General features: G+C 69.7%; 10 protein-coding genes. 3 read left to right on the top strand and 7 right to left on the bottom strand.

Annotated elements, in window-relative coordinates; genetic code table 11:
• Nucleotides 1-77: 77 nt before the first annotated feature.
• Together BC102111_RS03275 and pdxH are read right to left on the bottom strand one after the other, a co-directional pair.
• Nucleotides 78-1559: an aldehyde dehydrogenase family protein gene (locus BC102111_RS03275; RefSeq protein WP_197907818.1), complete on the bottom strand. Its 1482-nt coding sequence runs from the start codon at nucleotides 1557-1559 to the stop codon at nucleotides 78-80.
• Between the two features lie 190 nt (nucleotides 1560-1749).
• Nucleotides 1750-2421 (bottom strand): pyridoxamine 5'-phosphate oxidase, encoded by a 672-nt coding sequence (gene pdxH / locus BC102111_RS03270; RefSeq protein ID WP_063248862.1) that lies wholly within the window; start codon nucleotides 2419-2421, stop codon nucleotides 1750-1752.
• Nucleotides 2422-2618: 197 nt separating this feature from the next.
• Between pdxH and serC the strand changes: the two genes are divergently transcribed.
• Nucleotides 2619-3779: a phosphoserine transaminase gene (gene serC, locus BC102111_RS03265; protein WP_197464158.1), complete on the top strand. Its 1161-nt coding sequence runs from the start codon at nucleotides 2619-2621 to the stop codon at nucleotides 3777-3779.
• 454 nt (nucleotides 3780-4233) lie between these two features.
• On the opposite strand, the gene BC102111_RS03260 is transcribed toward serC, so the two are convergent.
• The 5 genes from BC102111_RS03260 to BC102111_RS03240 all read right to left on the bottom strand — a co-directional run bounded on the left by BC102111_RS03260 (nucleotide 4234) and on the right by BC102111_RS03240 (nucleotide 8246).
• Nucleotides 4234-4731, bottom strand: a complete 498-nt coding sequence (locus tag BC102111_RS03260) for a DUF456 domain-containing protein (RefSeq protein ID WP_009376422.1) — start codon at nucleotides 4729-4731, stop codon at nucleotides 4234-4236.
• Between the two features lie 288 nt (nucleotides 4732-5019).
• Nucleotides 5020-6279, bottom strand: a complete 1260-nt coding sequence (locus tag BC102111_RS03255) for an MFS transporter (RefSeq protein WP_095376259.1) — start codon at nucleotides 6277-6279, stop codon at nucleotides 5020-5022.
• A gap of 8 nt (nucleotides 6280-6287) precedes the next feature.
• Entirely contained in the window at nucleotides 6288-7211 is a 924-nt protein-coding gene (locus BC102111_RS03250) for a DUF3027 domain-containing protein (RefSeq protein ID WP_308297879.1), read from the bottom strand.
• Nucleotides 7211-7591, bottom strand: a complete 381-nt coding sequence (locus BC102111_RS03245) for a cold-shock protein (RefSeq protein WP_009376425.1) — start codon at nucleotides 7589-7591, stop codon at nucleotides 7211-7213. The genes BC102111_RS03250 and BC102111_RS03245 overlap by 1 nt, the downstream gene beginning before the upstream one ends.
• A 424-nt stretch (nucleotides 7592-8015) precedes the next feature.
• Nucleotides 8016-8246: a hypothetical protein gene (locus tag BC102111_RS03240; protein ID WP_009376426.1), complete on the bottom strand. Its 231-nt coding sequence runs from the start codon at nucleotides 8244-8246 to the stop codon at nucleotides 8016-8018.
• A gap of 71 nt (nucleotides 8247-8317) precedes the next feature.
• Here BC102111_RS03240 and BC102111_RS03235 point away from each other — a divergent pair, with 71 nt between their 5' ends.
• Entirely contained in the window at nucleotides 8318-10510 is a 2193-nt protein-coding gene (locus BC102111_RS03235) for a helicase-associated domain-containing protein (RefSeq protein WP_101623558.1), read from the top strand.
• 32 nt (nucleotides 10511-10542) lie between these two features.
• Nucleotides 10543-12177: a DNA repair helicase XPB gene (locus tag BC102111_RS03230; RefSeq protein ID WP_095376255.1), complete on the top strand. Its 1635-nt coding sequence runs from the start codon at nucleotides 10543-10545 to the stop codon at nucleotides 12175-12177.
• Nucleotides 12178-12206 lie beyond the last annotated feature (29 nt).

The following is a 12206-nucleotide window of genomic DNA, read 5'->3' as shown; positions in this document are numbered from 1 at the left end:
ACCCTGCGTCGGCCGCGACAGCCCGCGGCCTCTGCGATCCTGACCGATTCTATCCCGGCAGGCCGCACCGGCGCGTCTCAGCCCGCGTTGACGTACGCCGTCTTCTGCACGGTGTAGAACTCACGCGCCGCCCGCGCCTGTTCCCGGGGTCCGTAACTCGAGCCCTTCCTGCCCCCGAACGAGACGTGGTAGTCGACTCCTGCGGTCGGTGCGTTGACCATCACCATGCCGGCTTGGGCGTAACGCTTGAAGTGCGTCGAATATTTCAGCGAGGTCGTGTAGATGCCTGCGGAGAGGCCGAACGCGGTGTCGTTGGCCACGGCGAGGGCTTCGTCGTAGTCGGCGACCCGGATCACCGAGGCGACCGGACCGAAGACCTCCTCGACGTTGATCGTGTCGGCCGGCTTCGTGCCGGTCACGAGCGCCGGGGCGAGGAAGTAGCCGTCGGTCGCAGCCTCGACGCGGTCGCCGCCGGTGACCTCGCCGCCTTCGTCGCGGGCGATCCCGATGTAGCGCAGGTCCTGCTCGAGCTGCGTCTCGGAGACGACGGGTCCGATGTCGGTGCCCTCGGCGCGGGCGTCGCCGACGGTGAGGGCCGCCATCCGCTCCTTGAGGAGCGCGACGAACTCGTCGTGGACGTCGTCGGTGACGATGAGCCGGGATGAGGCTGTGCAGCGCTGGCCGGTGGAGAAGAACGCACCGTTGATCGCGGCGTCGGCGGCGGCTTCGAGGTCGGCGTCGCCGAGGACGACGAGGGGGTTCTTCCCGCCCATCTCCGCCTGCACGCGGATGCCGTGCTCGGAGGCCGCGGCGATGACTCCGCGCCCGACGGGCACGGATCCGGTGAAGGTGATGGCATCGACGTCCGCCGAGGTGGTGAGGACTTCGCCGACGACGCGGCCGGGTCCCATGACGAGGTTGATCACACCATCGGGCAGTCCCGCCTCGACGAGGATGTCGACGAGGGCCGCGGCGGACCCGGGGACGAGCTCGGCAGGCTTGAAGACGACGGTGTTGCCGTAGGCGAGAGCCGGCGCGATCTTCCACGCGGGGATCGCGATGGGGAAGTTCCACGGCGTGATGATTCCGACGACGCCGATGGGCTCATGGGTCATCTCCGCGGTGAGCCCCGGACGCACCGAGTCGATGATCTCTCCGGTGTTGCGGATCGTCTCTCCGGCGAAGAACTTGAAGATCTGTGAGGCGCGGAGGACCTCACCGCGGGATTCGCCGAGCTGTTTGCCCTCTTCGCGGGCGAGGAGGTCGGCGAGTTCGTCGGCGCGCTCGGCGATGAGGGAACCCGCCCGGTCGAGGATGCCGAAGCGCTGCTGGGCGGGGAAGTCGGCCCATTCGGGGGCCGCGGCGTTCGCTGCGGCTATCGCGTCGCGGACCGTCTGCTCGTCGGCGCGGGCGAAGCTGCCGATGACATCGGCCGGATCGGAGGGGTTGCGGTTGAGCGTGCGGTCGTCCGATCCGCGGCGCTTCCCGCCGATGAGATTGTCGACGAGGCTGTCCTCACCGCTGTCGGCGGCGGTTGCGCTCTGCTGTGGCTGGGTCATCGGGGCTCCTTCGCTGTGATGGGGCGGGTCCCGGGCGGAGCGCTCACGACGGTGCGAGCAGACCCTCGCCACTGCGGATCCTCTCCCTTCGACTCTAACCGGAGGGACCGACCCGAGGACAGGCGGGTCCGCCAGGCGGCTGGTGCCCCCACGCAAGGGCAGCCGGGCCGGTGGTCAGCGGAGGCGACAGTCAGGGGTAGAGGCGGACGAGGTCCCACGCCTCGACGGCAGCGAGGTCGGCAGGGTCGTGGCTGCCGTCGGCGGGTCGGAAGACCCACCGGTCGTGGAAGCGGTTGGGCTGTCCCTGCCAGAACTCGATCTCGAAGGGACGGATGCGGAACCCGCCCCAATGATCGGGCCTCGGGACATCACGGCCGGCCAGCTCCGCCTCGGCGCGGGAGTACTCGTCCTCCATCTGCTCCCGGCCGCTGACCGGCTGGGACTGCTTCGACACGCTCGCGGCGATCTGCGAGCCACGGGGGCGGACGGCGAAGTAGGCATCCGATTCGGCGGGGGCGACCTCCTCGGCGAGGCCCCGGATCCGGATCTGACGGTGCATGTCCTGCCAGGGGAAGCTCGCCGCGATCCGCGGATCGGTCCGCAGCTGTCGGCCCTTCGCGGAGTCGTAGTCGGTGAAGAAGACGAAGCCTCCGGCATCGATGCCTTTGAGGAGGACGATGCGCGCGACCGGACCCCACTCGTCGAGGGTGGACACGGTCATCGCATTGGGTTCGCGGACCTGGCCGGCAGCCTCGTCGTACCAGGTGCGGAACAGCTCGAGCGGGGAGACCTCCGGGCGGTCGAAGGTGGGCGAGAGGTACGAGGCCCTGGTCTGGGCCAGACGATCGACAGGCTCACTCATACCTCCACTCTACGGGGCGCGGCGAGCGGCTCTGCGGGGCACCGCAGGTCGGACATCGGGGCACCGCAGGTCGGACGGCGGGGCACGGCGTCGACGGGTGGAGGACCACCGCCATCGCCCGGCGACGTCGCAGGGCGCTCTCACGCATGGTGAGACGGCCGGCAGCTGCGCGGGGGCCTGCCCATAGAATGGCGAGCGTGACTGCTGCGAACCTGACGATCCCAGACGAACTCCTGCCCGCCGACGGCCGCTTCGGATCGGGCCCTGCCCGCATCCGCGCCGCCCAGATCGAGGCGCTCGACGCGGCCGCGGCGACTGTGCTCGGCACGAGCCACCGGCAGCCGCCGGTCAAGAGCCTCGTGGGACGCATCCGCACCGGGCTCGCCGAGCTCTTCGACCTCCCGGCCGGCTACGAGGTCGTCCTCGGCAACGGCGGGTCGACGACCTTCTGGGACGTCGCCGCCTTCGGTCTCGTGCGTGAGCGCGCGGCCCACGGCACCTTCGGCGAGTTCGGTCAGAAGTTCGCGAAGGCCACCGACACCGCTCCGCACCTGGACCGCTCGCTCATCCTCGCAGCGGAACCGGGCACCTCGGCGATCCCCTCCCCCGCCGCGCTTGAGGCGGCCGGTCTCGGCGACGGCGACGTCAGCGCCGATGTCTACGCCTGGCCGCACAATGAGACGTCGACCGGCGTGGCGACGACGATCGCCCGTCCCGAGGGCATCGACGAGGATGCGCTCGTCGTCATCGACGCGACCTCGGGCGCCGGCGGGATGCCCGTCGACATCGCCGAGACCGACGTCTACTACTTCGCTCCGCAGAAGAACATGGGCTCCGACGGCGGACTGTGGGTGGCGATCCTCTCCCCGAGGGCCGTCGCCCGGGCGCAGGAGATCAAGGACTCCGGCAGGTGGATCCCCGCCTCGCTCGACCTCGTCACCGCGATCGAGAACTCCCGCAAGGACCAGACGTACAACACCCCCGCGGTGGCGACGCTGCTCCTCCTCGCGGAGCAGATCGAGTGGATCAACGGCAACGGCGGCCTGGCGTGGGCGAGCGAACGCACCCGTGAGACCTCGGGATTCGTCTACGACTGGGCCGATGCCGCCGAGGTGGCCCGCCCGTTTGTCGCCGACCCCGCGGATCGCTCGTCCGTCGTCGCCACCGTCGACTTCGACGATTCGGTCGATGCCGCCCGTGTGGCCTCGGTGCTGCGTGCCAACGGCATCGTCGACGTCGAACCCTATCGGAAGCTCGGACGCAACCAGCTGCGGATCGCGACCTTCGTCTCCGTCGACCCGGCCGACGTCAAAGCGCTGCTGCGCTGCCTCGACTTCGTCATCGACGCCCTCGCCTGAGCCGTGGTGCTCTCACGGCGAGCCGGCGAGGCAGCACCGCGTTCGCCCCGCACCCTTACCCGCAGAACCACCCCATGCACCGCTCGGATTCGGCGCTGAGGGTATGACGTGCGGAGCCCGCTGGAGGATTCAGCGCTCAGGGTAGGACGCAGCGCTGGGGGTTCGACGCGACTCTGCGGGTGTGAGATCCGGCGGTCACGCGTGCGCCATTGCTCACCCCTCACCCATACCCACAAAACCTCCACGTGCACCGCTCGGATTCGGCGCTGAGGGTATGACGTGCGAAGCGCACTGGATGATTCAGCGCTAGGGGTATGACGTGATGCTCCGGGTAGGACGTGCTGTCCCGGGTATGACGTGATGCTCCGGGTGGGACGCATCGGTTCCGGTGGGCGTGCCTCAGCGTTTCAGGCGCTCGTGTGGACGGCTGTCAGACGAAGAAGCAGTCGGGCTGTCAGACGAAGAAGTGGAGGAGCACCCCGACGCCGAAGGCGATCGCGGCGAGCAGAGCGAGGATGAACTCGATCGCGGTGCCGATGCCGATCGCCTTGATCGACCCCCAGCTCGACGCCCACGCCGTCTTCGCATCATGGAGACGCCCGAGCTCGGAGAGGAAGAGCCCGAGGACGAAGCCGATCGGCAGCCCGAGCACGGGGATGACGAAGAAGCCGACGATGCCGAGCACCCCGCCGAGGACGACCGACCGATTCGGCACCTCCATCGCCTTGAGCTGACGGCCGGTGAGGACGAACGAGGCGCTCATACCGGCGATCACGAGCAGCGCGACGATCGCGAAGACGATCCACGCCGTCGGAGTGCCGATGACGAACGCCCAGATGAGAACGCCGATGCCGATGAGGATCGAGCCGGGCAGCACGGGCACGACGATGCCGATGCAGCCGACGAGGATGCCGAGGGCGACGAGCACCGAGGTGACGATCTCCGCATTCACCGGATGGTCCTTCCCTTCACGTGGTTCCGCACGATCTCAACTCACTCGAATTGTTGCGACTCGCCGGAGCTGTCTCAACTCAATCGAACCGTCTCAACACACTCGAACGGTCTCAGGGGACCGGTCTCATCTCCGATCCTATGCGACCGCACCCGCTCACCGCCGCGACCCGCATGGCACTCGCTCACTGCCGCGACCGGCATGGCGCCGCTCTCTGCCCCGACGCGCATGGCACCCGCTCGCCCCGCGGGGCCCCGGGCTGCCGTGAGACGACCGGGACCCCGATGCTCACGGATGCCCGTGGTAGCTGACGTGGAGCCGGATGCGGGACGTCGGGTCGAAGCTGAGCCGCAGGTTCTTCGCGACGACCATCCACACCAGCCCCACGGCGAACGCGAGCACCCCTGAGGCCGCACCGACGCCCATCGCCATCCGCGGACCGAAGGTGTCGGCGACCCAGCCGGCCAGCGGCGCTCCGATCGGGGTGCCGCCCATGACGACGGCGGCGTAGATCGCCATCACACGACCGCGGTAGGACGCCGGTGTCGTCGTCTGCACGTACGCGTTCGCCGAGGTCATCATCGTCAGCGAGGAGAAGCCGACGAGGATGAGGGCGAATGCGAAGAGGAAGTAGTCCGTGATCAGTGACGCGAGTCCGACCGAGAGGCCGAACCCGCCGGCGGCCCCGAAGATGAAGCGCAGCCGCGGCTTCTCCCGCTTCGCCGAGGCGAGGGCACCCGCCACCGAGCCGATCGCCATGACGGAGTTGAGGAGTCCGAAGCCGCTCGCATCCTTGTCGAATTCGATCCGCGCCATCGTCGCCGTGTAGATGTTGAAGTTGAAGCCGAAGGTCGCGACGATGAAGAGGACGACGAGGACGATCGTCACATCCGGCCGCGTGCGCAGATAGCGGAACCCGCCGAGGACTCCCCCACCGCCTCGGCGACCTGCCGGGTGCAGCCTGGCGCGGTCGAGGCGGATGAGCACGGTGAGGGTCGCGGCGAAGCCGAGCCCGCTGATGAGGAAGACGGGACCGGCGCCGACGAGGGCGGTGATGACACCGGCGACGGCCGGTCCGATCATCCGGGCACCGTTGAACGACGCCGAGTTGAGGCTCACCGCGTTCGGCAGCAGCCGCTCCCCGACGAGCTCGGAGACGAACGCCTGCCGGGCCGGGGTGTCGAGCGTGGCGAGGAGGCCGAGGACGAGCGCGAGCACGTAGACGTGCCAGAGCTCGATCGTGTCGGTGACGACGAGAACGAAGAGGAGCAGCCCCACGGCACCGAGCGCCGCCTGCGTGACCATGAGGAGCATCCGCTTCGAGAACCGGTCGGCGAGAGCGCCCGCGAACGGGAACATGATGAGCTGCGGGCCCATCTGCAGGGCCATCGTGATGCCGAGGGCGGAGGCGTTGTTGTTCGTGAGATACGTGAGGACGAGCCAGTCCTGCGCTGTCCTCTGCATCCACGTTCCGGTGTTAGAGATGAGCGCGCCGGCGAACCAGTGTCGGTAGTTCGGTTCGGCCAGAGACCGGAACGTGTGCGCCATCGAGTGCTTCAGCCCTCCTGGAGCTCGAGTTCGCCGCGGGCGTAGTCGTCGACGACCGCCTCGGCGGGGCTCGTGTCGGGACGTCTCACGTCCGTCTCCGAATGCGCCCCGCACCCGGAGTCGAGTTGGACCACGCGACCGTCGAAGGGCGACCATGCGTTCGCACAGACCCCGAAGCTCTCCCGCATCGAACCGGCGATCGGCATGAGGTAGCCGCAGCTGCCGCAGTGCGCAGAGGCGCGGGCGGCGAATTCGCCGTCGGCCCCCGCCTCGGAGTCCGCCCACCGCTGCGCAGCGGCGTTGAGTCCCTCGGGTGAGAGGACCCGTTCACGGCCGATGCCGAACTCGTAGTTGGCGATCTGGTCGATGTTCTCCGCCGAGTTGTCCTCGGTCTGCTGGTAGCCGGGCTGCAGGTTGGGGTCGTTGTCGAGCTTCGGCAGGGTGTCCCGGGGCGTGAGGTCCCCGGGTTCGAGCCGCTGATCCCACGGCACCCATTCGGGGGCGACGAGAGCGTCGGGACCCGGCAGCAGCGCCGTCTCGCAGACGGTGACCTTCTTCGACCGCGGAGCCCGGGCGAGGACGGCGACCCAGCGCCAGCCCCGGTAGCTCGGGTCCGTGCACACGAAGTGGTGGGTGACGAGCCTGGTGCCCTCGGCAGTGGCGCCGAGGTGCTCACCGATGACGGCACTGCCGGCCACCTCGGCGATGGCCGAGCGGGCGACGTCGATCGCCGCGGCCAGCTGTGCGTCGAGGACGACCGTGCGCGCAGGCTTCTGCGCAGGAGCGCTCGGCGCTCCGGCCCCAGAGGGTGCCGCGACCTCGGCCTCAGCCGTGCCCGAGCCAGCTGCCTCGGCGACATCCGACGCCGGCGCCGGCTCGGCGGCCGACTGCGACCGCAGATCGGTCAGCCACGTCGTGAAGAGAGAGGACATCATGACTCCAAATCGTCGGCGATCGCCCGCAGCAGCGAGGCGACCTTGTTCCCGTGGTCACGGTCGGGGTAGCGGCCGTGCTGCAGACCGTTGCCCAGGTCATCGAGGACCTTGATGACGTCTTCCACCATAACCGCCATGTCCTCGGTCGAGCGCCGCCGAGCCTTCGGGACCTTCGCCGGTGCCGTGAGCACCCGGGCCTTGAGGACCTGCGCACCGCGGCGGGAGTCGACGACGTCGTACTCGAGGCGGGTGCCCTTGGTGACGTCCGTGCCCTCGGGCAGGACGGAGGAGTGGAGGAAGGCCTGGGAGCCGTCTTCGGCGACGACGAAGCCGTAGCCCTTGTCGGCGTCGAACCATTTCACGCGTCCGGTTGGCATGGTGTCCTTTCGTACTGGTGCAGTCTGTCTGTCGTGCAGTGTGTCTGTCGTGCTCTGTGTCTGTGGTCTCCGGTTCCGGAGTCCTGTTCTCGTGCCGGGCGGACCCGACGATGGTCGTCGTGTGATCGTGTGTCGAGAGGGTTCCCATCTCGCCGAGGCGGTTCCCCGTCTTCCCGCCGATCCGGTCCTCGATCCGCGTCGTCCCCGTGGATCCTCGCCGAGGAGGTGCCGCCTTCTCCCCGCATCCCGGCCGGACGTCCGGCCCGGGATCGGATCCCTCCGACGTTCCGCGGTTCCCAGCGGCCCGCGTGCGGGCCCGGCGCCGGTTCCTGTGGGGCGCACTCAGTCGGCCCCGCGCGGGGGTCCGGCCGGCAGGGCGGGCGTCACCGAGAGTCGGTGCGGCCCCGGTCTCGGCGCGGTCCGCTCAGCTCGGACCCGCCGCGGTCTGCCGGCGTCGCAGCACCGCGCGGATCACAGCCGCGGCGGCGAGGGCGAAGGCGACCGGGAGGAGGATCATCGGCAGGTATGTCAGCAGATGCGAGGGGGTGTACCCCATCCACGCCTGACCCAGAACGCCGAGGAGTGCGGCGGCTCCGATGACGGCTGCTGCGACGGCCACGACGACGATGGCCGTGTCGACACGCTTGGCTGACAATGCTCGTCCCTCCCGAGGGAATGTGCTTTCCTGACCCCACCATCATACCCCTGGGGATACACTGAACGGCGATGTCAACGACCTTCAGCGCCTGGCTCGCCCACAGCTCCGATGCGGACTTCGAGTCCTTCGCCCGGAGCCGCCGGGACCTGCTCCAGCCCGAGTCGCCGACGATCGGGGCGCTGGCCGCGGCCGCGTCCTCGCGCATCGGGGTCTCCCGCGGCATCGAGGCGCTCACCGCGTCCGAGCTCGACCTCCTCATCGACCTCGCCACCGCGGCCCGCACGAGTCCCGACATCGACATCGGCTCCCTGACGCCCACCCCCGCCGAGGCGGAACTCACCCGCCTGCGCGACCTCGGTCTCGCGTGGCCGACGTCGACGCCGGGCACCTGGAGGATCCAGTCCGAGGCGATCACCCTGCTGCCGACGTCGGCGGCCGAAGCCGCCCGGCCCCGCCCGTGGCAGACCTCCACCGAGGCGGCGATCGATGAGTCTGAGACCGTGATCCCGCAGGCGCTCATCCACAACAGCGAACAGGCCGCCGTCGCCGAGGTGATCTCCTCCCTGCGCGGGCTCGTCGACGATCTCGACTCCGCACCGGTGTCCCGGCTGACCAGCGGCGGCATATCGAAGCGCGACGTCGGTCGGCTCGCCCGCAGCCTCGAGCTCGAGAGCACCCACACGATCACCCTGCTGCTCGCGGCGAAGGCGCTCGGACTCATCGGCGTCCTCGACGACCCGCTCGACCCGCAGTGGACGGCGAGCGACACCGCACGCGAGGTCCTCTCCGGCGACCGCGCCGATACGTGGGCGGCACTCGTCACCGCCTGGCTGCGCGAATCCCAGGAGGTCACCCAGCTCGTCGCCGGGGCGAGTGCGAACGAACGCCTCACCGTGCTCGCGACGCCGAAGAGGTCCCTGTTCAAGGGCTTCGCCCAATCCGTGCCGGCGATGCCGCTGCTGCGGTCCACGGTGCTCTCCGTCCTCCACGGCATCGGCCTCGGCTCCTCACGCTCGGCGGCCTGGATCCACCGGGAGGTGCTCCGCACCCATCCCCTCCTGCCCGCCCACGAGGCGGCGATCACCGAGGAGGTCCTGCGGACGACGGTCATGCTCGGTCTCGCGACGACCCCGCTCCAGCAGCCGAACCACTTCGGACCGAGCCGGTTCGGGTCGATGCTCGCCGCCGGCCTCGAGCAGGCGATGGCCGCTGAGGCCCGCCGTGACCCCTCCATCGCTCCCCTGGGTCTGAGCGTGGCCGCACTGGCGGTGCCCGCCGAGGTCACCGCCGAAGTCCGAGACGGTCTCGTCCCCGAGGTCGAGACCGTGCTCATCCAATCCGATCTCACGGCCGTGGCGACGGGACCCATCGACCCGCGAGTCCACCACATCCTCCGCCGCTTCGCCGTCGTCGAGGCCCGCGGTCAGGGCACCGTCTACCGGATCGATGCGGACACGGTCGAGGCGAGCATGCAGACGGGCATCGACTCAGCCGAGGTGCTCGCCCAGCTGCGGGAGATCAGCGCCGAGGAGCTGCCCTCGACGCTCGAGTTCCTTGTCACCAACACGGCGGCGAAGCTGCGCCGGGTCCGCGTCGCAGGCGCCCGCGCCGTCCTCGTCGTCGACGACCCCGTCGACCTCGACGTCATCCTCGCCGACCAGATCATGGTGCCCGCGAACCTCGAACGGCTGGCCCCGACCGTGGCGATCAGCCAGCTCGGTCCCGAACGCACCATGCACCTCCTCGAATCCGGGGACCACCATGCGCTCCTCCACTCCCCCACCGGTCCCGTGCGACGCCGCTCGGTGATCACGCAGACCGAACCCGAGGTGACGACGAGGAGGCGGGCCCGGGTGAGCGACGACCGCCTCGGCGAGTATCTGCGGATCCTCCGCTCTCCGGCGGGTGCCGCGAGCACACGCAGCGCCAGCGACGAACCGCTCGGACACCTCGACCGACTGCGGGAGGCTGCGGAGACGAAATCGCTCGTGACGATCCGGCTCGCCGATTCCCACGGGAACGAACAGGTGGTGCGGATGCAGCCGACGACGGTCAACGGCGGCAGGGTGCGCGGGACCGTGGTCACGACCGGCGCCGAGGCGTCCCTGTCGATCGCGCGCATCGTCAGCGTCGACCCGGTGCCGGACCCGGCAGCGCAGGCATCGGCGGACGGAGCCGACGGCACAGCCGGTACCGACGACACGGGCGGCCCCGACGACGCGGACGGGGCCGGGGAACAATCGGGACCGCGCGGGCGTTGACCACCTCGTTGTCACCTCGGCGAAGGAAGTGAATGAACGGACCCCTCATCGTCCAATCCGACCGGACCGTGCTCCTCGAATCTGGCCATCCCCTGGCCGTCGAGGCGGCCGTGGCGATCGCCCCGTTCGCGCAGCTCGCGCGCACCCCGGAGTACATCCACACGTACACGATCACCCCGCTGGGACTGTGGAACGCGCGCGCGAGCGGGCATGACGCGGAGTCGGTCGTCGACGTCCTCCTCGAGTTCGCGAAGTATCCGGTGCCCCACGAGCTGCTCGTCGACATCGTCGACATCATGGACCGGTTCGGGGTGCTCACGCTCATCGACCATCCCCTCCACGGGCTCACCCTGACGTCGACGGAGACCGAGCTGCTCGACCGGCTCGTCGGCCAGCCCGACCTCGTCGGCAAGTTCGGCAGGCGCCTCGATGCCGAATCCGTCCTCGTCCACCCCTCCGAGCGCGGGGAGCTCAAGCATGCGCTCCTCCAGCTCGGGCACCCGGTCTCCGACCATGCCGGCTACATCGACGGCGAAGCCCACGACATCGCGCTCAGCGACGACGCCCACGGCGGGCAGTGGCATCTGCGCGACTACCAGCGCGAGGCGATCGACCAGTCACTGGCCGGGGAGTCCGGGGTCGTCGTCCTCCCCTGCGGGGCGGGCAAGACCGTCGTCGGGGTCGCGACGATGTCGCGGGTGCAGACGACGACGCTCATCCTCGTGACGAACTCGGTCTCGGCGAAGCAGTGGAAGGATGAGATCCTCGCGCGCACCACCCTGACCGAGGACGAGATCGGCGAGTACTCGGGCTCGGTCAAGGAGATCCGGCCGATCACGATCGCCACCTATCAGGTGCTCACGACGCGGCGGAAGGGCTCGTATCTCCATCTCGAACTCCTAGACGCGAAAGACTGGGGGCTCGTCATCTATGACGAGGTCCACCTCCTGCCGGCCCCCATCTTCCGGCTCACCGCGTCCCTGCAGGCGAGGCGGAGGCTGGGACTGACGGCGACCCTCGTGCGCGAGGACGGCCGGGAGGACGAGGTGTTCTCCCTCATCGGGCCGAAGCAGTACGAGGTGCCGTGGAAGGAGCTCGAACGTCTCGGGTTCATCGCCACCGCCGCCTGCCATGAGGTCCGTGTGCGCCTCGACGGGGGCACCCGGACCGCGTACGCGCGCGCCGACGGGGAGGACCGGTACCGGTTGGCCGCGACCTCGGATGCGAAGCTGCCGATCGTCCGCAGCCTCGTCGCCGAGCACCCGGACGCGCAGATCCTCGTCATCGGCCAGTACCTCGACCAGCTCGAGGAGATCGGTGCGGAGCTCGACGCGCCCGTGCTCACCGGCCAGACCCCGGAGTCGCAGCGTCAGCAGCTCTTCCGCGACTTCCGCTCCGGCGCCATCCGCGTCCTCGTCGTCTCCAAGGTCGCGAACTTCTCCGTCGACCTGCCCGCCGCCTCGGTGGCGATCCAGGTCTCCGGGGCGTTCGGGTCACGGCAGGAGGAGGCGCAGAGGCTCGGCCGCATCCTCCGCCCGAAGGAGGATGCCGGCTCGGCGACGTTCTACACCGTCGTCGCCGCCGACACCGTCGACGAGCACTTCGCCGCCCAACGCCGCCGGTTCCTCACCGAGCAGGGCTACAGCTACGACATCGAAGTCCGCTAGCCCTCGCGCTGCGGTTTCACCCGGTGACG

This window comes from Brevibacterium casei CIP 102111 (genome assembly GCF_900169275.1).
Taxonomy (GTDB): Bacteria; Actinomycetota; Actinomycetes; order Actinomycetales; family Brevibacteriaceae; genus Brevibacterium; species Brevibacterium casei.
This window is presented reverse-complemented; position numbering and strand designations above follow the sequence as displayed.